Annotated in this window: 23 protein-coding genes; 5 read left to right on the top strand and 18 right to left on the bottom strand. The window is 68.5% G+C overall.

The genetic code is table 11. The features are described from left to right. Positions 1-154: 154 nt before the first annotated feature. The 4 genes from ON37_RS03955 to ON37_RS03940 all read left to right on the top strand — a co-directional run bounded on the left by ON37_RS03955 (position 155) and on the right by ON37_RS03940 (position 5,603). On the top strand, positions 155-1,096 hold the full coding sequence (locus ON37_RS03955; protein ID WP_040716754.1) for an RluA family pseudouridine synthase: 942 nt from the start codon (positions 155-157) through the stop codon (positions 1,094-1,096). 48 nt (positions 1,097-1,144) lie between these two features. Further along, the gene (locus ON37_RS03950; RefSeq protein WP_051031174.1) at positions 1,145-1,903 is read left to right on the top strand and encodes a CPBP family intramembrane glutamic endopeptidase; all 759 of its coding nucleotides are present in this window, start codon (positions 1,145-1,147) and stop codon (positions 1,901-1,903) included. 191 nt (positions 1,904-2,094) lie between these two features. Continuing rightward, positions 2,095-4,134, top strand: a complete 2,040-nt coding sequence (locus ON37_RS30760; RefSeq protein WP_051031172.1) for a hypothetical protein — start codon at positions 2,095-2,097, stop codon at positions 4,132-4,134. A 188-nt stretch (positions 4,135-4,322) separates the two neighbouring features. Beyond that, positions 4,323-5,603, top strand: a complete 1,281-nt coding sequence (locus ON37_RS03940) for an acyltransferase (protein ID WP_157171344.1) — start codon at positions 4,323-4,325, stop codon at positions 5,601-5,603. On the opposite strand, the gene ON37_RS03935 is transcribed toward ON37_RS03940, so the two are convergent. The 18 genes from ON37_RS03935 to ON37_RS03850 all read right to left on the bottom strand — a co-directional run bounded on the left by ON37_RS03935 (position 5,600) and on the right by ON37_RS03850 (position 18,208). Next, on the bottom strand, positions 5,600-6,898 hold the full coding sequence (locus tag ON37_RS03935; RefSeq protein WP_051031167.1) for a flavin-dependent oxidoreductase: 1,299 nt from the start codon (positions 6,896-6,898) through the stop codon (positions 5,600-5,602). The two genes, ON37_RS03940 and ON37_RS03935, sit on opposite strands and share 4 nt — an antisense overlap. Beyond that, a complete protein-coding gene (locus tag ON37_RS03930; RefSeq protein WP_157171343.1) occupies positions 6,898-7,368 on the bottom strand; it encodes a hypothetical protein in 471 nt (156 codons plus the stop codon). Before ON37_RS03930 ends, ON37_RS03935 begins: the two co-directional genes overlap by 1 nt. A 238-nt stretch (positions 7,369-7,606) precedes the next feature. Further along, positions 7,607-8,275: a YdcF family protein gene (locus tag ON37_RS03925; RefSeq protein WP_040716750.1), complete on the bottom strand. Its 669-nt coding sequence runs from the start codon at positions 8,273-8,275 to the stop codon at positions 7,607-7,609. Positions 8,276-8,484: 209 nt separating this feature from the next. Then, on the bottom strand, positions 8,485-8,781 hold the full coding sequence (gene rpsQ, locus ON37_RS03920; RefSeq protein ID WP_030513365.1) for a 30S ribosomal protein S17: 297 nt from the start codon (positions 8,779-8,781) through the stop codon (positions 8,485-8,487). After that, a complete protein-coding gene (gene rpmC, locus ON37_RS03915) occupies positions 8,778-9,017 on the bottom strand; it encodes a 50S ribosomal protein L29 (protein WP_025347181.1) in 240 nt (79 codons plus the stop codon). Before rpmC ends, rpsQ begins: the two co-directional genes overlap by 4 nt. After that, positions 9,017-9,433 carry a 50S ribosomal protein L16 gene (rplP, locus tag ON37_RS03910; protein ID WP_030513364.1) on the bottom strand — a complete coding sequence of 139 codons (417 nt, stop codon included), beginning with the start codon at positions 9,431-9,433 and terminating at the stop codon, positions 9,017-9,019. The genes rpmC and rplP overlap by 1 nt, the downstream gene beginning before the upstream one ends. 3 nt (positions 9,434-9,436) lie before the next feature. Next, positions 9,437-10,234, bottom strand: coding sequence for a 30S ribosomal protein S3 (gene rpsC / locus ON37_RS03905; protein WP_040716745.1), 798 nt, complete (start codon positions 10,232-10,234; stop codon positions 9,437-9,439). Continuing rightward, positions 10,235-10,642: a 50S ribosomal protein L22 gene (gene rplV, locus ON37_RS03900; RefSeq protein WP_025347178.1), complete on the bottom strand. Its 408-nt coding sequence runs from the start codon at positions 10,640-10,642 to the stop codon at positions 10,235-10,237. Then, positions 10,639-10,920, bottom strand: coding sequence for a 30S ribosomal protein S19 (gene rpsS / locus ON37_RS03895; protein WP_040716743.1), 282 nt, complete (start codon positions 10,918-10,920; stop codon positions 10,639-10,641). The genes rplV and rpsS overlap by 4 nt, the downstream gene beginning before the upstream one ends. A gap of 14 nt (positions 10,921-10,934) precedes the next feature. Then, on the bottom strand, positions 10,935-11,765 hold the full coding sequence (gene rplB, locus ON37_RS03890; RefSeq protein ID WP_030513361.1) for a 50S ribosomal protein L2: 831 nt from the start codon (positions 11,763-11,765) through the stop codon (positions 10,935-10,937). A 33-nt stretch (positions 11,766-11,798) separates the two neighbouring features. Next, the gene (rplW, locus tag ON37_RS03885; RefSeq protein WP_030513360.1) at positions 11,799-12,104 is read right to left on the bottom strand and encodes a 50S ribosomal protein L23; all 306 of its coding nucleotides are present in this window, start codon (positions 12,102-12,104) and stop codon (positions 11,799-11,801) included. Continuing rightward, positions 12,101-12,799, bottom strand: a complete 699-nt coding sequence (gene rplD, locus ON37_RS03880) for a 50S ribosomal protein L4 (protein WP_040716739.1) — start codon at positions 12,797-12,799, stop codon at positions 12,101-12,103. The genes rplW and rplD overlap by 4 nt, the downstream gene beginning before the upstream one ends. Then, a complete protein-coding gene (gene rplC, locus ON37_RS03875; protein ID WP_040716737.1) occupies positions 12,796-13,461 on the bottom strand; it encodes a 50S ribosomal protein L3 in 666 nt (221 codons plus the stop codon). Before rplC ends, rplD begins: the two co-directional genes overlap by 4 nt. Before the next feature lie 14 nt (positions 13,462-13,475). Further along, entirely contained in the window at positions 13,476-13,781 is a 306-nt protein-coding gene (gene rpsJ / locus ON37_RS03870) for a 30S ribosomal protein S10 (protein ID WP_003938093.1), read from the bottom strand. 394 nt (positions 13,782-14,175) lie between these two features. Continuing rightward, a complete protein-coding gene (locus tag ON37_RS03865) occupies positions 14,176-14,706 on the bottom strand; it encodes a hypothetical protein (RefSeq protein ID WP_217999916.1) in 531 nt (176 codons plus the stop codon). A 119-nt stretch (positions 14,707-14,825) separates the two neighbouring features. Further along, complete coding sequence (locus ON37_RS03860) at positions 14,826-16,016, bottom strand: hypothetical protein (protein WP_040716735.1); 1,191 nt, start codon at positions 16,014-16,016, stop codon at positions 14,826-14,828. A gap of 30 nt (positions 16,017-16,046) precedes the next feature. Next, positions 16,047-16,505 (bottom strand): FixH family protein, encoded by a 459-nt coding sequence (locus ON37_RS03855; RefSeq protein WP_083892708.1) that lies wholly within the window; start codon positions 16,503-16,505, stop codon positions 16,047-16,049. Further along, entirely contained in the window at positions 16,502-18,208 is a 1,707-nt protein-coding gene (locus ON37_RS03850; RefSeq protein ID WP_245553005.1) for a hypothetical protein, read from the bottom strand. Before ON37_RS03850 ends, ON37_RS03855 begins: the two co-directional genes overlap by 4 nt. A 178-nt stretch (positions 18,209-18,386) precedes the next feature. Here ON37_RS03850 and ON37_RS03845 point away from each other — a divergent pair, with 178 nt between their 5' ends. Further along, positions 18,387-18,863, top strand: coding sequence for a hotdog fold domain-containing protein (locus ON37_RS03845; RefSeq protein ID WP_040716732.1), 477 nt, complete (start codon positions 18,387-18,389; stop codon positions 18,861-18,863). Positions 18,864-18,865 lie beyond the last annotated feature (2 nt).

The raw sequence follows: 18,865 nt of genomic DNA, 5'->3' as shown, positions 1-18,865 counted from the left end.
GTCTCGCCGACCGGTCGTGCAACCTCGACGGAAATCCGGGAATCCACCGAATCCGGCGAGGTTTGCACGGCCGGTTCGGACCCTCCGAGCCTCTCCGGCCGGCCACCGGCACAGCGGCCGAAACGCCGGAACCACCGCTGGCTAGGCTCGTCGGGTGCGACGCCGGCAACAACCGCCGCTACCCAAGCGCCACGGACTCGATCCGGCGCGGCTGCGGCTACCCGAGGACGGGACCTGGGCGACCATTCGCGACCATCTGGTCCATCGGTTGCCCCGGGTCCCCGCCGCGCGCATCGATGAAATGCTCGCCGCGGGCGCGATCGTGGACCTCGACGGTCCGATCGCCCCGGACGCACCCTACGTGCCCGGCGGTGCGGTGTGGTTCCACCGCGATCTGCCGGTGGAGACGCCGGTCCCCTTCGAGGTCACCGTCGTCCACCGAGACGATGATCTCCTGGTCGTCGACAAACCGCATTTCCTGTCCACCATCCCGCGCGGGCAGCACATCCTCGAGACCGCGCTGGTGCGCCTGCGTCGCGAGCTCGAGTTACCCGATCTGGTGCCGGCGCACCGACTGGACCGGACCACGGCCGGACTGGTGTTGTTCGTGATCAACCCCGCGCGCCGCGGCGCCTATCAGATGCTGTTCCACAAGCGCCGGGTGCACAAGGAGTACGAGGCGATCGCGCGCTACGATCCCGACCTCACCCTGCCCCGCACGGTGCGCAGCCGGATCATCAAGGAGCGCACCGTCCTTCGCGCCTTCGAGGTCGAGGGCGAACCCAATGCGGAAACGCTGGTCGAGCTGATCGACACGCGCGACGGACTGGGCCGTTACCGCTTGCGCCCGCATACCGGCCGCACCCATCAGCTGCGGCTGCACATGAACGGGCTCGGCGTGCCGATTCTCGGCGACGACTTCTATCCGGACCTCACCGATCGCCCCGTGGACGATTTCACGCGGCCGTTGCAACTGCTGGCCGCGCGACTGGCGTTCACCGATCCGATCAGCGGAGCCGAGCGCGTCTTCGAGACCACGCGGACGCTGCAGGCGTGGACCGATTACGAGGGGTGGCTGGCGGGTCGAACTCGATAGGCGCCACCCACCTCGCCGGTCGGCGCACATGAACGTAGACTGGCCGTGATGTCTCGAAACGATAACGGGGTCGTGCAGTCCTCGGCCCCCGTCGGCCCGGGGCGCCGGTTACACGCCTACCTCGACGTCGCCGTCGTCGTGGCGGTCCTCGCGGGAACGAATCTCATCGCGCATTTCACTTCACAATGGGCCAATATCGCGACCGTGCCGGCGGCCGCGGTGATTCTCGTATTGCTGATGCGGCAACGGGGGCTCGGCTGGGCGGAACTGGGACTCGCACCCGGTCAGTGGCGGCGCGGGACGCGCTACGCCCTCGGCGCGGTGGCGATCGTCGTGGCAGCGGTCGTGATCGGAGCACTGCTGCCGATCACCCGGCCGTTCTTTCTCGCCAACCGATATGCGACCGTTTCCGGCGCGCTGATCGCGTCGATGATCGTCATTCCGCTGCAGACCGTCATTCCGGAGGAGCTCGCATTCCGGGGTGTCCTGCACGGCGCGCTCGATCGCGCGACCGGGGCACGCGGAGTGTTCATCATCGGATCGCTGCTGTTCGGCTGCTGGCATATCGCGTCCTCACTCGGGTTGACCAGCGGCAACCGCGGATTGAGCGGTCTGCTCGGCGGCGGGATCGGCGGGCAGATCGCCGGTATCGCGCTGGCCGTCCTGGCGACCGCGGCCGCCGGCGTCGTCTTCACCTGGCTGCGCCGGCGCAGTGGGAGCCTGCTCGCGCCGATCGCACTGCACTGGTCGCTGAACGGCGCCGGCGCGCTGGCCGCCGCCATTGTCTGGCACACCGCGATGCACTGAAATTCCGGCGCCACACCCGAATTCGAAATCGCCGAGCGGAGCAGCGGATTTGCGAATTCACCCGAACTGATGTTCGGTGAAAGCGTTGACCACGAGTTGGTCACGGATTACTCTCACCTCGATCACACATATGTTCGAGTACTCGGGTAATCGACCTCGGTAGCGTCGGCCGCTGCCGGGAAAGGCACGCCATGCTCGACGAGCAGTCGACCGCCACGACCGCCGTCCCCGCGACGGATTTCGCGCATCGTTCACAGCGCGCCGCCGATCCGGCAGCCGCGGCAACCCCGCCCCCGGCGCCCCACGGTGTCGCCCCGGAGCCGGCCCCCGGTCCCGACCTCGAGACTGCCGCCCGCGAGACTGCCGCCCTGGACAATCCCGCCCGCAACGCCACCTTCCGGCGCCGGTCCACCTCGGAACACTCCGCCCAGGCCGAGTTGCACGCACTCGCCCGGCGAGTCGCCACCGCCCGCGGCAAGCTGCCGCTCCAAGCCGACCCGGCCCTGTTCGCGGAATTGTCGGAGCGGGAAATCGCCGCCGAACGTCGGCTCGCCGAATGGATCCGCGCCCAGCGCCGTCGGCAGCGCAAGCGCGCGGTGATCGCCCAACTCGCCGCCGAGAAGCGGGACCGGCGGGTTGCGCTGGCACTGCGCCGGGCCGACGACGCCGATGCGCGCTGGCACCGCCGGGCTCGGGCCGGCCGGATGCGCGCCTCGAATCCGGATGCGCGGCTGGCGCAGTTGTTCCGCCGCGCCGAATGGTCCTCGCGCGCACTGATCGGCGTGGTCGTGCTGGGGATGGTCTGGGCGGGGGTGAACGTCCAGCACAACCTGGTGCCGAGCGGGGATATGTCGGATCCGCTGTACTGGCTCAGCTACGGCTTCGAAGCGATGATCTCCATTCCGATCATCACCATCATGGTGGTCGCGACCACCGCCGCCCGGTGGGGCCGAGACATCGATCGCGGCAAGGTGGTCTTCCTCGAGGTCGCGCTCCTCGGTGTCACCGTCGCGTTGAACGCCGGACCGCATCTGGTCGCGGGCGCACCCGCGCGGGCGGCGGAGGCCGCCGTCGCTCCCGTGATGGTCGGCGTGGTGATCTGGTTGCACGCCTGGGTTTCCGCCCGATACGCGCAATTGATCGACGACATCCCGGTCGAGGACAGCGAATCCGGTGATCTGCCGCCGTCGGGATATCGGCCGAGCTACCGCACCGACGCCGTCGCGGAATGGCCCGAGTCGCGGTCGGTGCCCGAGCAGGGCTGGTCGCCCGACCTCCCCGGTTATCCACAGCTGACCCCAACCGCGGTGGCGCAACGGATTTCGGACCCATATCTGTCGGGCGGATGGGACTCGAGCGACTCGGCTTGCACCGCAACATCATTCAGCGCGGATGCCGCAACTGCGGCGGCCTCCCAGGCCCCGGCCTCGTCGACCGCCGCCGCGACAGCGGAATTCCCGAGCACCGCAACGCGATCGATCCCTCGGACGGCCGACCGGCCTGCCTTCCCCACAACGACCGCGCCGGCGCCGACCCACGCTGCGCCGGCGGACCCCGCGCCCACAGCCGCTCTCGACACTGCTGTGGCAGAAAGCAGCGCCTCGGCAGCGGGGGAAGCGGCCGGCATCCCCGCGGCGACCGTGTCGAGCCGGAGTCACCCCACCGCGGCTACCGAATCCCGCTCCGGCGCCACGGAATCGCGCTCCGGCACAAACGAACCGGAGGCGCCGGTCGCCGAGCCGACGGATCCGGGCGCAGCCCCGGAGACGAAGCCGATCGGCTTGCGCATCGTGCCCGACGAATCGGCCCGGACTCGAACTCGGCGGGCCGTGGACGATGCCGTGCAGCTGGTCTTGGGCGAACCGGCGGATCAGCTCGACAGCCCTCGAACTCGGGACCACGATCTCGCCGAGCTCGCCGCGGAGACCGGAGAGCCCGACCCCGAGGTGGCCGACCTGTCGGAGGACGGGGACCTCGAACGAGAGCTCACCGACGTCGATCCGGTGGCCGACGAGTCGGGCGACGCCGCGATCTGGTCGGTTGCCCGGGAGATCCGGCGGCGCGGACTGTCCAAGTTGTCGGTCGATCAGCTCGCCGAAATACTGACCCTGACCGATGAATCCTGGACCCCGGCCGCGATCGGCGCCGCCGTCGGCCTCCCCGGTTCGCGGGTGCTCGGCATCCTGGAAACTGCCCGCCGGATCAGTCTGCCCGTCGCCGTGGGCGGCTGACGGCACGCCCGCTACCAGGCGGTTCAGGTCCCTCGAAGGGGTCGATGAGGAACCTCACAGGTTCGGTCGCAATCATGGATTGCGACGACCGACTCGAGGAAGCAGATGATCGACACCTTTCCGCGAGCGCATTCGTCGGCGACCTTGCTGCGCGACGGACGGTGCTCCTGCCCACGGACCACGGCGCGATGAGTACGGGGATTGCGACTTCGGTAACCGGCCCAGCCACCGCCGCCGAGACCGGATCAGCGGCGACCGGGCAGCAGCCGTCGCGGCCCTATCTGCATCAGGTCAGCTTGTTTCGGATCCTGACCTTCGCCAGTGTGATCGGCGTCCACGTCCTCGACAGATCCGGCGATCCGAACAGCGTGACCGCCAACGGGGTGATGGTGCTGCTGCATTTCCCCCGCGAGGCGTTCTTCACACTCACCGGGTTCGTCCTGATGTATCAGTACGCCGACCGCTCCTTCGCGGCCCCGCACTTCTGGCGCCGCCGATTCGCCCTGGTCGGCATCCCGTACCTGATCTGGTCGGTGTTCTACTGGGGCTATTCGGTGATCACCGGCATTCATCAGGAATCGATCGCCGGCGCGCTGCGCCGCTTGGCGATCGAACTCCTCACCGGTGAAGCCTGGTATCAGCTGTACTTCCTGCTGGTGTCGATGCAGATCTACCTGCTGTTCCCGGCGCTGCTTCGGTTCGTCCGCTGGACCGCGGGCCACCACCGGTGGGTGCTCGGAGCGAGTGCGCTGGTCCAACTGGGCATGCTGTGGGCACTGACGCATCCGCCGACGCTGACCGGCGTGCCCGCACAGCTGTGGGATCACCTCTACGTGACGATCCTGCCGTACCAGTTCTACGTCCTGTTCGGGGCGGTCGCGGCCTGGCATATCGGCACCGTCGACCGGGCAGTGCGCCGGTTCGGGCCCCTACTGCTTCTCGGCGCGGTGTCCGCGGCGGTGGTCGCGGAGCTGTGTTATCAGCGCTCGGTCGCGCACGGGACCACGCCGTGGCAGGCCGACAATGTCTTCAATCCGTATATGGCGGCGTATTTCATCGCCCTGATCGCGGGCCTGTACACGCTCAGCACCTGGTGGTCTCGGCTCCGCCCGAAATACCGCGTGGTAGGCCGGATCTCGCGCTACGGCGCCGATCGCTCGTTCGCGGTCTTCCTCGCGCACCCGATCGTGCTGGAACTGCTCATCCATCTCTACCCGGCCCTGCACGACGCCGTCGGCGCGGCCTGGGCCTCGATAATCCTGTTCGTCGCGGTCTTGGCGGTGACCCTGACACTGGTCGGCGTCATCCGGCACGCACCGGGCAGCATCTACCTGACCGGCCGCGCCCGCATCGACGGCCCCACGCCACTGGGACGGCTGCTTCATCGGCTCCGGCCCGTCGTGCTGCGTCCCGCCCGGACGCTCGACCTGGACACCGGTCGCGTCCTGTCCCAGTCGTACGGACGCTAGGCCTCGGCGGTCCGGACGGTACCGCCCGGACGACCCGGTGCACGGTCGGCACCGGCCGACGCGTCGCCGCCGACGGGTGAGGTGGCGCTGCTGGTCCGGCGATACGCATCGGCCAGCCCGGCCAATTCGGCCGCGGTGAGAACATCGTCGATCCGCTCGAACCCCGTCGGCGCGCGTTCGGCCACCGCGTGCAGGATACGGTCCATCGGCATATCGCGGTTGGCCAGGACGATGGCGTTGACCGCCTCGCGCCGCACCGCCTCGTACCGGGCGAGCCCGATGATCGGATCCGGTGCCGACGCGAGTTCGGTAGCCACGGCATGCGCGTCCAGAATCGCCTGCGAACCGCCGTTCGATCCGATGGGATACATCGGATGCGCGGCATCGCCCATCAGGGTGACGCGTTCGGTGCCCCAGTGCGGCAGGGGCTCGCGGTCCACCATCGGATATTCGAGGACTTCCGGGGCGCCGCGGAGCAATTCGGCGATATCGACGCCCGCCAACCGCCAACCGGCGTAGTGCGGCAGCACATCGTCCAATCGTCCGGCACGATTCCAGTCCGGACTCTGCACGGCGGTATCGTGCACCCGCACCTCGGCGACCCAGTTCACCAGGGCCGAGCCGCGCCGACGCGCGGCCTCCGAGATCGGGTACATCACGAACTTGGCGGCCCGGTTGGATCCGGCGAGCACCATGGTCCGCCCGTCGAGAAACGGGCGAAACTCGGTGACGCCCCGCCACATTCGGATGCCGTTCCACAACGGCCGGCCCTCCCCCGGATGCAGCTGCGCCCGCACGGTGGAATGCAGTCCGTCGGCACCGATCAGCACATCGGCGGTTTCCTCGACGACGATTCCGGCCGCGCGATCGAGGAGCCGGCAACGCACGCCGTCGGCCTCCTCGGTGAACGATCGCAGCGCCATCCCCTCGCGCACAGCCCGCTCGCCCAGCCGGGAACGCACCAGATCCACCAGCAATCCCTGCAACTCGCCACGATGCACCGAATACTGGGGGCGATCGTGACCGGCGGCCAGTCCGCGTGGCTCACTCCAGATCCGGTTGCCGAACCGGTCGAGATGCACCGCGGACGAGGTGGCGATCGCGCACTCGGCAAGGGCGGCACCGAGTCCCAGATCGTCGAGTACGCGCACGGCGTGCGGGAGCAGGTTGATCCCGACGCCGAGCGGTCGCAGCTCGGCGACGGAATCGACCACGACAGCCTCGATACCCACCCGATGCAGGCAGGCCGCGGCGGTCAGTCCGGCGATACCGGCGCCGGCGATCAGAACCCGCATCACCGTACTCCCGCCGGGACGTGCAGCGGATTGAATCGCTCCCGGATATGCGCCACCGGCCGGTCCGACGGATCGGTGAGGACGTATTCCTTGTACACACAATCGATTTCGCCGTCGCCGTCGGGCGACCAACTGGTCCAGCCGGTGGCCAGTACGGTGCGGCCGAGTACCCGGTGGGCGGCGTCGAGCCCGCGGCCGATCGGCACGTGCTCATCGGTGAAGATGGACCGCAGTTCGGGATCGCGACAGGACACCGTCACGTCGTTGCGCGACACCGGTCGATCGGCGAGCCGCAGCTCCGAGCGCCGCCGCACCACCTCGTCCTGGGCGAGGCAGCCGAGAACCGCACGCACCCGAATCGGCAGCGGCTCCGGAGTCGAGCACCACTGTTCCACCACCTCGACCGCCAAGGAAGCCCCGACCAGCGCCTCCAACAACCGCGTCGTGGAACCGTCGGCACTGAGCACCATCCGCGTCACCGGCGGCAACGAACCTGGATCCCGATCCCCGAAATCCGCCACACCCCACACTTGTTCGCTCCTCCCGCCGACGACCCGAGTATCTCGAGGACGCGAGAAATCTACCGAGTCGGCGAGACTTGCGCAGATCGTCACTCACCGGCGCTGGTCGTGCCCCGTCTCGCCGCCGCTGGTCCGCGCTTCATCGGACGCTGTCGATCCGGGTATCCGGCGCCGGCCGCCGCCGAGGTCATCCGCGTGGGGGAAGCAGCCGCCCGGTGAAGCCGGCCGCCACCAGCCGGTCGTAGGCGCCCCGGACCGCGTCCGGGACCTCCTGTTCGATCGCCCAGCCCTCCGCCGCGTATCGCCACACTCGCTGGGTGTCACCGACCAGCATGGTGACGACTCGCTCCGCACTCCCGATCCGCTCGACGTAGTCCTCCAGCGTTTCCGGCAACGACCCGCACACCACATCCACCTCCGGCCACCGCTTCCGGCACGTCGCGTAGCTGCGCCGCTGTTGATACGGCCGGCTGATCAGCAATACCGACCGCACCGCGTGCCCGGCGTCCCGGAGCAGTGCGCGCGAAAAGTCGATGTTCTCAGCGGTATTCGTGGCCAGAGGCTCGACGAGTACAGCCCGGTCCGGAACCCCCAGCGCCACCGCATGTTCGCGATAGTGCACCGCCTCGCCCGCCGGGAAGTCCGCCACCGTCGTCGGCGCGTTGGCGCCGCTGAACACGATCGTCGGAAAGACCCCCCGCGCGTACAGCTCGGCCGCGTAGGTCGCCACGCCGAGATCGTGACTGCCCAAACCGATCCCCACATCCACCGGCCGCACCTCGTGGCCCATGAGGTTGTAGTCCCACAACGTGCGCACATCCGCGCGGATTCCGTCGGACCAGGCCCACCGGCTCACCGCACCCTCCGTCGGTCACTCGTCGAGGTCATCGGGAAACAATCGACATCCGCGGAGGCGACTCGGACCGGAAGCCCGTGCCCGTCGCACGCTCCGAAGATACCAGGGTAGATTCCAACGCTCGGCCGCTCCGAATGCACGAAGGCCCGCTTCCCGAACGGGAAGCGGGCCTTCGCATGTCGACTACACAGCCGAGGCCGAGAAGAGGCTTACTTCGCCTTCTCCAGAACCTCCACCAGCCGCCACCGCTTGGTGGCCGACAGCGGACGGGTCTCCATCAGCTGCACGCGGTCGCCGACACCGGCGATCTCGTTCTCGTCGTGCGCCTTCACCTTCGAGGTGGTGCGGATGATCTTGCCGTAAAGCGGGTGCTTCACACGATCTTCCAACTCGACCACGATGGTCTTGTTCATCTTGTCGGAGACAACGTAGCCGATGCGCACCTTGCGCGAGCCACGCTCCTCCTGCTTGGCCGGCGTCTTGGCCGGGCCCTTGGCGTCACTCATGCCGCGTCTCCCTTGCCTTCAGGACCGGAGGCCAGGCCGAGCTCGCGCTCACGCATGACCGTGTAGATGCGCGCGATCTCGTGACGAACCACACGCAGGCGCCGGTTGTTCTGCAACTGGCCGGTCGCCATCTGGAAGCGCAGGTTGAACAGCTCTTCCTTCGATTCACGCAGGCGGGCGACGAGCTCGTCCTCGTTGAGCTCGCGCAGGTCTGCGGCCGGAGTTCCGGTAGCCATCAGAACTGCTCCTCCCTGGTCACGATCCTGCACTTCATCGGGAGCTTGTGCATCGCGCGGCGCAGCGCCTCACGAGCGGTCTCCTCGTTCGGATAAGACATCTCGAACATCACGCGACCCGGCTTGACGTTCGCAACCCACCACTCCGGCGAACCCTTACCGGAACCCATGCGGGTTTCGGCCGGCTTCTTGGTCAGCGGGCGATCCGGGTAGATGTTGATCCAGATCTTGCCGCCACGACGGATGTGGCGGGTCATCGCGATACGCGCCGACTCGATCTGCCGGTTGGTGACGTACGCCGGCTCCAGAGCCTGGATGCCGAAGTCACCGAACGCCACCGAGGTGCCGCCCTTGGCCATACCGGTACGACGGGGGTGATGCTGCTTGCGGTGCTTGACCTTGCGGGGCATCAACATGGGTCAGCCCTCCTGATTCTCTGCCGGAGCCTCCGCCACCGCGGTGGCGGCCCGTCCGGCCTCAGTGCTGGTCGCGGTGGTACCGGTCGAACCGGACCGCCGCGGACGGCTCGGCCGCTCCCGACGCTCGCGACGCTCGGGCTGCGCGGCGGCGGCGGTGACCTCACGCTTACCGCCGACGATGTCGCCCTTGTAGATCCACACCTTCACGCCGATCCGGCCGAAGGTGGTGCGAGCCTCGTAGAGGCCGTAATCGATGTCGGCGCGCAGCGTGTGCAGCGGCACCCGACCCTCACGGTAGAACTCCGAGCGCGACATTTCGGCGCCGCCGAGGCGGCCCGAGCACTGCACCCGAATGCCCTTGACGTTCGGCGAACGCATGGCCGACTGGATGGCCTTGCGCATCGCGCGACGGAACGCCACACGGTTGGACAGCTGCTCGGCCACACCCTGGGCAACCAGCTGCGCATCCGACTCGGGGTTCTTGACCTCGAGGATGTTCAGCTGAACCTGCTTGCCGGTGAGCTTCTCCAGCTCGGCGCGGATGCGGTCGGCCTCGGCGCCGCGACGGCCGATCACGATGCCCGGACGCGCGGTGTGGATGTCCACCCGGACGCGGTCACGAGTGCGCTCGATCTCGACCTTCGAGATGCCGGCCCGCTCCATACCCGTGCTCAGCAGCTTGCGGATGGCTACGTCTTCCTTGACGTATTCCTTGTACTGCTTGTCGGCGTACCAGCGGGACTTCCAATCGGTGGTGATACCGAGGCGGAAGCCGTGGGGGTTGATTTTCTGTCCCATTTACTTAGCCCCTCCCTTCCGGCGGCTACGAGCCGGGGCGGCGGAAGCGACGCTCTCGACCTCGATGGTGATGTGGCTGGTGCGCTTGCGGATCCGGAACGCGCGGCCCTGGGCGCGCGGCTGGAAACGCTTCATGGTCGCGCCCTCGTCGACATACGCCGTCGAGATGACCAGGGTGTCGGGGTTCAGGCCGAAGTTGTTCTCGGCGTTCGCCGCGGCGCTGGCCACGACCTTGGCGACGGGTTCGCTGGCGGCCTGCGGCGCGAAGCGCAGGATGTTCAGCGCATCCTCGACCCGCTTGCCGCGGACCAGGTCCACGACGCGGCGAGCCTTCATCGGAGTGACGCGAACGTGCTTCGCGGTCGCGCGCGCGGTCGGGTTCTGAAGCGTGGTGTCTTGTTCGCTCATCGCCGCTTGCTCTTCCGATCTTCCTTGACGTGGCTCCGGAACGTCCTGGTCGGCGCGAACTCACCGAGCTTGTGCCCGACCATGTTCTCCGAGACGAACACCGGCACGTGCTTGCGGCCGTCGTGGACCGAGAACGTGTGGCCGATGAAATCGGGGATGATGGTCGAACGACGCGACCAGGTCTTGATGACCTGCTTGGTGCCCTTCTCGTTCTGGGCGTCCACCTTCTTGAGGAGGTGTTCGTCGACGAACGGGCCCTTCTTGAGGCTGCGTGGCATCTTTAACCTCCTCCTTAACGCTTCTTGCCGCGGCGGCGGACGATGAGCTTGTCGCTCGGACGGTTGGGCTTACGAGTACGGCCCTCGGGCTTACCCCAGGGCGAGACCGGGTGGCGACCACCGGAGGTCTTGCCCTCACCACCACCGTGCGGGTGGTCGACGGGGTTCATGACGACACCACGGACCGTGGGGCGGCGACCCTTCCAGCGCATACGGCCGGCCTTACCCCAGTTGATGTTCGACTGCTCGGCGTTGCCGACCTCGCCGACGGTGGCGCGGCAGCGCACGTCGACGCGGCGGATTTCGCCGGAGGGCATACGCAGGACGGCGTAGGCGCCTTCCTTACCCAGCAGCTGGATGCTCATACCGGCGGCACGAGCCAGTTTGGCGCCACCGCCCGGACGCAGCTCCACCGCGTGGATGGTGGTACCGGTCGGGATCGAGCGCAGCGGCAGGTTGTTGCCGGGCTTGATGTCGGCGCCGGCGCCGGACTCGATCCGCGTGCCCTGGGCGATGCCCTTGGGCGCGATGATGTAGCGCTTCTCGCCGTCGGCGTAGTGCAGCAGGGCGATGTTGGCGGTGCGGTTCGGGTCGTACTCGATGTGAGCGACCTTGGCCGGGATGCCGTCCTTGTCCAACCGGCGGAAGTCGATCAGACGGTAGGCCCGCTTGTGACCGCCACCGCGATGACGGGTGGTGATCCGGCCGTGCGCGTTACGACCACCGGACTTGGTGAGCGGACGCAGCAGCGACTTCTCGGGAGTGGACCGGGTGATCTCGGCGAAGTCCGAAACGGACGACCCGCGCCTACCCGGCGTAGTCGGCTTGTACTTACGGATTGCCATGAGTTCTTCTCTGCTTTCTGAAGATCCGACCGCTTACGCGACCGGGCCTCCGAAGATCTCGATGGGCTTGCTGTCGGCCGAGATGGTCACGAGCGCGCGCTTGGTGCTCTTGCGCTGGCCGTAACCGAAGCGGGTCCGCTTACGCTTGCCCTGACGGTTGGCAGTGTTGACGCTGGTGACCTTGACGCCGAAAACCTTCTCGACGGCGATCTTGATCTGCGTCTTGTTCGAGTCCGGGTGCACCAGGAAGGTGTAGGTGCCCTCTTCGATCAGCCCGTAGGACTTCTCGGAGATCACCGGCGCGAGCAGAATGTCGCGAGGGTCGGCGATGGTGGTCACTTGCTTTCCTCCTGTCCAGCGGAGCCGGGCTGGGACTCCTGGGCCGACTCCGTCGGACCATGCACGAACGCGTTGAGCGCCTCGACGCTGAACACGACGTCGTCGCTGAGCAGCACGTCGTAGGTGTTCAGCTGGTCCGGCGCGATCGGGTGCACACCCTGCAGGTTCGCCACGCTCTTCCACGCGGTGACATCTTCGCGGCCGACCACGACCAGCACCTTCTTGCGGTCCGACAGCTCGGCCAGGAAGTTCTTGGCGGCCTTGGTGGACGGCGTCTGGCCGGCGACCAGTTCGGTGATCACGTGGATCCGCTCGTTGCGAGCCCGGTCCGACAGGGCGCCACGCAGAGCGGCGGCCTTCATCTTCTTGGGCAGACGCTGCGAGTAGTCGCGCGGCTGCGGGCCGTGCACGGTGCCACCGCCGGTGAACTGCGGCGCGCGGGTCGAACCCTGGCGGGCGCGGCCGGTGCCCTTCTGGCGGTACGGCTTCTTACCACCGCCGCGGACGTCGCCGCGGGTCTTGGTGGCGTGCGTGCCCTGGCGAGCCGCGGCCTGCTGGGCCACGACGACCTGGTGCATCAGCGCGATGTTGGCGGTCGCGTCGAAGATCTCCGCGGGGAGCTCGACGGTGCCGTTGGTCTTGCCGCCCGGCTCTTTCACCGGAAGCGTCAGGTTGGTCTTAGTGTCGGTGCTCATGCCCGGGCACCACCCTTCGCAGCGCTCTTGACGATCACGATGCCGCCCTTGCGGCCCGGGATCGCGCCCTTGATCAGCAGCAGACCGTTCTCGGCGTCCACCTTGTGGACCGAGAGGTTCTGCGTGGTCACACGGTCGTTACCCATCCGGCCGGCCATCCGCATGCCTTTGAAAACACGGCCAGGCGTCGAACATCCACCGATGGAGCCCGGCCGGCGGTGCACGGCCTGCGCACCGTGGGCGGCGCCCTGGCCACGGAAGCCGTGGCGCTTCATGACACCGGCGTAGCCCTTACCCTTGCTGGTGCCGGTCACGTCGACGTAGGTGCCCTCTTCGAAGACATCGGCCGACAGCTCCTGGCCCACCTCGAACTGGCCGGCGTCGGCGACCCGGATCTCGGCGATGTGGCGGCGCGGGGTGACACCGGCCTTGGCGAACTGCCCGGCGACGGGCTTGGTCACCTTGCGCGGGTCGATCGCGCCGAAGGCGAGCTGAACGGCGGAGTAGCCGTCGCGCTCCTCGGTGCGGATCTGGGTCACGACGTTCGGCCCGGCCTTGACGACGGTCACCGGAACGACGCGGTTCTTCTCGTCGAACACCTGGGTCATACCGAGCTTGGTGCCCAGGATGCCGGCGGCCGGCCTGTTCTTGTTGTCAGTCATATCTGCAATCCCCGTCACTGAATGTTGACGTCGACGCTGGCCGGCAGATCGATGCGCATCAGCGCGTCGACCGTCTTCGGCGTCGGGTCGAGGATGTCGATCAGCCGCTTGTGCGTGCGCATCTCGAAGTGCTCGCGCGAGTCCTTGTACTTGTGCGGCGAGCGGATGACGCAATACACGTTCTTCTCGGTCGGCAACGGCACCGGCCCGACCACGCGGGCACCGGTGCGGGTCACCGTCTCGACGATCTTGCGTGCAGACGCATCGATCGCCTCATGGTCGTAGGCCTTGAGCCTGATGCGGATCTTCTGTCCCGCCACGCTGAGTGTCCTTTTCTCCGCTTACGTTGTGGCCCAGGAGTTCTCACTCCCGAACCACCCTCATTTGCACAGCCCGAACACACGAAGACGCATCAGCCACCAACACGACCGGGAGCACACCCGATCCATCGCCGCTGTTCATCTGTCATGGTTCTTCCGGTCCACGCGGTCGGGCGTGTCGCCTCTCCACTCATTCTTCGGCCCCGGCGTATTTCAGCTATTGGCCTCGGAACTGCGTCCCGGACGTACCCGCGCCGGACTCGACGCCGATACTCAGTGGGTCCTGCTCACCTACCGGCGATGGACACACACCACCGCTGCAGGCAACCCGAACAGTATGCCCGAGGCCCCCCGGGCGATCCAAATCGGGGGTCGCGCGACTTCCAAGGCCTGGTCACGGCCCCGGGCGGACCGGCAGTGGGAGCCGCCCCGGACGGGTTCGACGCCACGCTACCGCAAGGAAGGCGAGCAGGCCGACCAACGGCAGCGTGCCCAGCGTCCAGCTCAACGCCAGCGGCGGTCCGGGCTGATCGAGCACGCGCAGGTCCTCCAGGGCGCCCGCACCGTGCCCCTGCGGGCCGTCGATCGTGAAAGCGAAGCGGTAACTGCCGGGCGCGTCGAGCGCCTTCACGTCCAGGCCCCACGAATCACGTTTACGCGGATGCCGGACCAGCGGGCGGGTGCGCACCGATTTCAGGCCCGGCCCGGCGACGCGCAATGTCCCGGATTTGCCGGCGATGCCGCCGTCGGGCAGGAAGGTGAAATCCAGTGATTGCATCGCGCGCAGCGGCCAGGTGGAGAAGCCGACGGTGAGGTCGTAGCGGCCGACGCGGACGCGTTCGGTGTGCACGATATTCACCGGCTGATAGGCCGATGCGGGCCCGGCGGTGAGCAGCGACGCCACGATCAGCACCAGCAGAACGATCACGGGGCGACCTATCCGCCGGGATCCGGTCCAGTGATTCCGAGCTTCGGCCATCGGCCCTCCCGTTCCGGGGAACACTCGCACCCGGTCTCGCCGGCGAGTGTGCGTCGCATCGTGACTCATCGGCCCTCCCGGACGGACAGCGTGCGCAGCATGGCGGCGAAGGCCCCGCCGAGATATCCGGCGAGCAGGCCGAGCGGAACGGCCGCGACGAGCAGGGTGACGACGGTGGTGCCCGAGATGTGGGCGGTGGGACGAGTGAGATACACCTGCAGCGGCAGACCGATGCCGACGATCAACGCGGCGACCACTCCGCAGATCGGCAGCAGCCGCGTCCGGCCGGCGGGACGGTTCGCGGTCTCTGCCTCCCGGCGTCGCCACATCCGGAAGAACAGTCCCTCCACCGCCGCGGCCGCGACGAACAGGAACATCGGGATGATGCTCGGAAAGGCCGGCGGCGCGGGGGTCAGTCCGTCCCGCAGCGGAAGTCCGACCGCCGCGGCGTAGGTGTGGGCAGCCCAGGGCGAGAACCACCACAACACGGCTTGCACCGCCGCGGTGGCGATACCGATGGCCAGCGCCGAGCCGGGCCGGCCCAGCACGAGTGCACCCATGATCAGCAGCATCGGCGCGAACAACACCGTCGCGACCACCATCGCGTCGACCGGCGGCGCGAGGTTGTTCAACGCATCGGCCGGAATCGGAGCGAAGGCGATCAGGATGACCGTCGCGAACACCACGCCGATCCGGCCCCATCGGTGGTCGCGGTGGGCGGCGAACACCATCAGGCTGCCGATCATCGTGATGCTGATCGACAGGAACAGCGCGACGTGCGAGGGCGTGTTGAGCACCGCGTCGAAACCGTAGATCGCATGCCATTCCAGGTCGAACAGCCCGTAGATCAGGAACAACGCCGCGCCCGCGCCGGCGACCATATAGCCCACCGGTGCGGTGAGCGTGGACCCGAAGACGCGGATCGGCGTTCCGCCCGCGAACGGAACGGTCCGTCCCGCCCGTTGCGCCGCGGTCGCCCGGACGACCATCGCGAGGCTGACGAAACCGGCGATCGCACTCCCGGAATACAGGAACAGATGCGGCAGCGTGAAGAAGGTGTCCGGCCCGACCTCGTTGTGCCACTGGATATCCCAGCTGATGCCGACCGTGGTGATCACGGTGCCCAGCACCACACCCCACGCGCCGGCCCGGGCCGCGGCGGTGGAATCGCCGGCGACCTCGGCCGATCCGGCCGACGCCGGCGCGTCGAGCGTCGTTCGCGACCGGTCCGAGGTCGCGTCGAACGGAATACTCATCGTGCGGTCCTTCCTGCGGTCATCCGCCGCTCACCCCGAGATCCACAGCGGTAGGGCCAGCTCGTCGGCGCCGTCACCACCGGTGATCGACATCCGCACCTCCCACGGCCCGCTCATCATGAACGGCACCTGCGCCGCCCGGTAGTCTCCGGCCGCTGTCGCCACCGCGGTCACCGGTTCCGCCGCGTACCCCATCCTGGGCTCGACGGCCTGCACCCGAATCTGCGCATCCGGCAAGGGCTTTCCGTTCCGGTCCGTGATCCGGATGCCGACATCGGACATGCCGACGCGATCGCCGACGGTCACGGCGACGAGGTACCGGCCGGTGCCCCCGTACAGGACGATCGCCGGCTCCCGCTCGGGCCACAGCCACCAGATCACCGCGCCCAAGCCGCCCACCACGACCGCGACGACGGCCACGAGACGTCGCCGTGGTCGCCACCCGCCGCCGGTCCCGGCCTCTGCGCCGGGCCCGCCAGGGCCGGTCATCGCGCGCTCCCCGGAGCCACGTCGAGCACCACCGGGATCGTCAGGACGGTGTAGCGGCGTTCGACCTGGAGCCAGAGGCGATAGCGGCCGGGCAGCGCGAAGGTGTAGGTGAACGGGACGGTGGGACCGTAGGCGGCGACGGTTTCGTCGGGCGGGCTGTCACCGTTCGCGGACGGCATGAGCATGGCTTCGGCGAGTTCGGCCGACGAGCCGGAACCGTGGGACATGTGATCGGCGGCCGTCGTCCCGCTGTCCGGACCCGGTGTCTCCATCGCCATCCCGCCCATCGACATCGCGCCCATCGAGTGGGCATGACCCCAGATCGGCGCGTTCTGCACCGCGGTTCCGAGGTCGTTGTCGCCGGGCAGCGGCCCCGCGACGACCAGATGACCGACCATGCCGAGCCAGGGTTGCAGTTCGGGGCGGTCGCCGACTTTCGCGGTGAGCGTCGTGGGCACGCCGGCCACCGCCGCGGTGGCCGTCACCGTGATAGGAGTCCCGTCGGAATCGGCCGAGGCGACCAGCGTCCGGTGCGCGTCCTGTGGGCCCCGATCCGCCGGCGCGGATGCATGTGCCCGCGTCGGCAAACCCGACTGCGCGCCACCCGGCGGTGTCGACCGGCCGCCGGTGAATTCGCGGCCGGATGTCGCGCCGACCGCGACATCGAAACCGGTTGCGGCGCGGACGGTCTGCACTCCCCCACCCCGCCGCACGAGTTCGGTGGACAAGGCGTAATGCCCGGGTTCGGGGGCCGTCACGTGCAGCTGGTACCGGCCGGGACCGGTCCGGATCGGATGCAGGTGGGCCAGCTGTCCACTCGGACCGACCACGAGCGCGTGGATCAGCGCATCGTCGTGGACGATCAGGTCGTCGACCCGATTACCGGTGGCGGCGTCGACGAGATCGAGATCGAGATCTGCCGCCTCACCGGCCCGGATCGACTCGGCAACGACCGCCAGCAGCACCGGCGGACGCGAGAAGTCCGAAATACGCGGCTGCTGTGCGGCATACGGGTCGGCCACGTTGTCGGCATCGGGGTCCACCTGCACCCCGGGTTGCGGCGGCAACGGCAGCGTGGCCGACAGCACGGCGGCCGTCACCGCGACCGCGACTCCGGCCACCACCCCGGCGGCCGGTACCAGCGCCCATGCGCTGCGGCGGGCGCGGATCGCCACCACCGCGGCCACCGGGAGCGCGACCCCGGCGACCACGAATCCGCCGTACACGAATCGTTCCGGCGGCGTGGCGATCTGGGCCGGGACGAGGAACGGGATCCGCGCCGTCCGGCTTCCGTCGCCGACAGCGAGCTCCCACGGTCCGGCCCGGTCCACCCACACGGTGGTCGAGTACATGCCGGGTGTCGCGCCGAGATCGATCGCGCCGTGGTCGGTCGGCGCACCCGGCGCCGGCCGCCGCGCCGCCGAGGACACCCCGGTCGGTGTCACCTCGATCGTGAGCCGACCCGCCGCTGTTCCGGCATGGGTCACCACCTCCACCTGCAGCGGACCGGGCACCGAGGTGACGCGGCGCAGCACCACCGTGAGTTCGCGATCGCCGAGGGTCTGCGCGATCGACAGGTCCCCGCCCGCCGCGGGCGAATCCGCGGCCGCCGGTGCCGCCGCGGCGAAGGCACCGACAGAGGCGAACAGCACCCACCATCCCGCGACGAGTAGGCGGCCGGCCGCGCTCCGTGCGGATTTCACCCACCCACCCTAGAGGGTGAGCAGCCGTGAAAACGTCGGCAGCAGAGCGTATTCCACATCCCCCGTACGGGTGATGCCGCGCGGCGGAATTCAGGGACGATCTCGGGGTCGCGGCGGTTGCGCGAAGCCCTGCCGAGCAGCCGCGGGCGCATAACTTACTCGATAGTAAGATGTGACCATGACCAAAGAGACCGCCACCTACCGCGGCTGGAAGAAGCTGCCCGACAATCGCCTCGGGCATGCGCTGTTCTCACTCGGCATGATCGCCCGGGTTCCCTACTTCGGCACCGTGGCGCCGACCGTGGTCCGGCTGGAGCCGGGATTGTGCGAGGTCACCGCGCCGAAATGGTTCGGCATCCACAATCACCTGGGCACCTTCCACGCCATCGCGGCGTGCAATCTGGCCGAGGTGGCGATGGGCATGCTGAGTGAGGCGACCGTGCCGACCACGCATCGCTGGATCCCCAAGGCGATGAACGTGCAGTACCTGAGCAAGGCGGAATCGGGACTGCGCGCGGTCGCGAAACTGGAGCGGATCCCGGACTTCGACACCATCACCGAGGGCGTCGAGGTCGTCGTCCCGGTATCGATCTACGACAAACAGGACCGCGAGGTCGTGCACGCCGACATCACCACCTGGGTGACGCCCCGGTAGCG

This window comes from Nocardia veterana NBRC 100344 (assembly GCF_000308855.1).
Classification (GTDB): domain Bacteria; phylum Actinomycetota; class Actinomycetes; order Mycobacteriales; family Mycobacteriaceae; genus Nocardia; species Nocardia veterana.
Note: the sequence above shows the minus strand (reverse complement) of the source record. Positions and strands in the feature narration are given on the sequence as shown.

Bases quoted from the DNA above. Each gene is read 5' to 3' on its own strand.
- ON37_RS03845 (WP_040716732.1), top strand. From the start codon at position 18,387: ATGACCAAAGAGACCGCCACCTACCGCGGCTGGAAGAAGCTGCCCGAC.
- rplB (WP_030513361.1), bottom strand. From the start codon at position 11,765: ATGGCAATCCGTAAGTACAAGCCGACTACGCCGGGTAGGCGCGGGTCG.
- rplP (WP_030513364.1), bottom strand. From the start codon at position 9,433: ATGTTGATGCCCCGCAAGGTCAAGCACCGCAAGCAGCATCACCCCCGT.
- ON37_RS03940 (WP_157171344.1), top strand. From the start codon at position 4,323: ATGAGTACGGGGATTGCGACTTCGGTAACCGGCCCAGCCACCGCCGCC.
- rpmC (WP_025347181.1), bottom strand. From the start codon at position 9,017: ATGGCTACCGGAACTCCGGCCGCAGACCTGCGCGAGCTCAACGAGGAC.
- ON37_RS30760 (WP_051031172.1), top strand. From the start codon at position 2,095: ATGCTCGACGAGCAGTCGACCGCCACGACCGCCGTCCCCGCGACGGAT.
- rplD (WP_040716739.1), bottom strand. From the start codon at position 12,799: ATGAGCACCGACACTAAGACCAACCTGACGCTTCCGGTGAAAGAGCCG.
- rpsQ (WP_030513365.1), bottom strand. From the start codon at position 8,781: ATGAGTGACGCCAAGGGCCCGGCCAAGACGCCGGCCAAGCAGGAGGAG.
- rplC (WP_040716737.1), bottom strand. From the start codon at position 13,461: ATGACTGACAACAAGAACAGGCCGGCCGCCGGCATCCTGGGCACCAAG.
- rpsC (WP_040716745.1), bottom strand. From the start codon at position 10,234: ATGGGACAGAAAATCAACCCCCACGGCTTCCGCCTCGGTATCACCACC.
- ON37_RS03860 (WP_040716735.1), bottom strand. From the start codon at position 16,016: ATGAGTATTCCGTTCGACGCGACCTCGGACCGGTCGCGAACGACGCTC.
- ON37_RS03855 (WP_083892708.1), bottom strand. From the start codon at position 16,505: ATGACCGGCCCTGGCGGGCCCGGCGCAGAGGCCGGGACCGGCGGCGGG.
- rpsS (WP_040716743.1), bottom strand. From the start codon at position 10,920: ATGCCACGCAGCCTCAAGAAGGGCCCGTTCGTCGACGAACACCTCCTC.
- ON37_RS03950 (WP_051031174.1), top strand. From the start codon at position 1,145: ATGTCTCGAAACGATAACGGGGTCGTGCAGTCCTCGGCCCCCGTCGGC.
- ON37_RS03930 (WP_157171343.1), bottom strand. From the start codon at position 7,368: ATGGTGCTCAGTGCCGACGGTTCCACGACGCGGTTGTTGGAGGCGCTG.
- ON37_RS03935 (WP_051031167.1), bottom strand. From the start codon at position 6,898: ATGCGGGTTCTGATCGCCGGCGCCGGTATCGCCGGACTGACCGCCGCG.
- rplV (WP_025347178.1), bottom strand. From the start codon at position 10,642: ATGAGCGAACAAGACACCACGCTTCAGAACCCGACCGCGCGCGCGACC.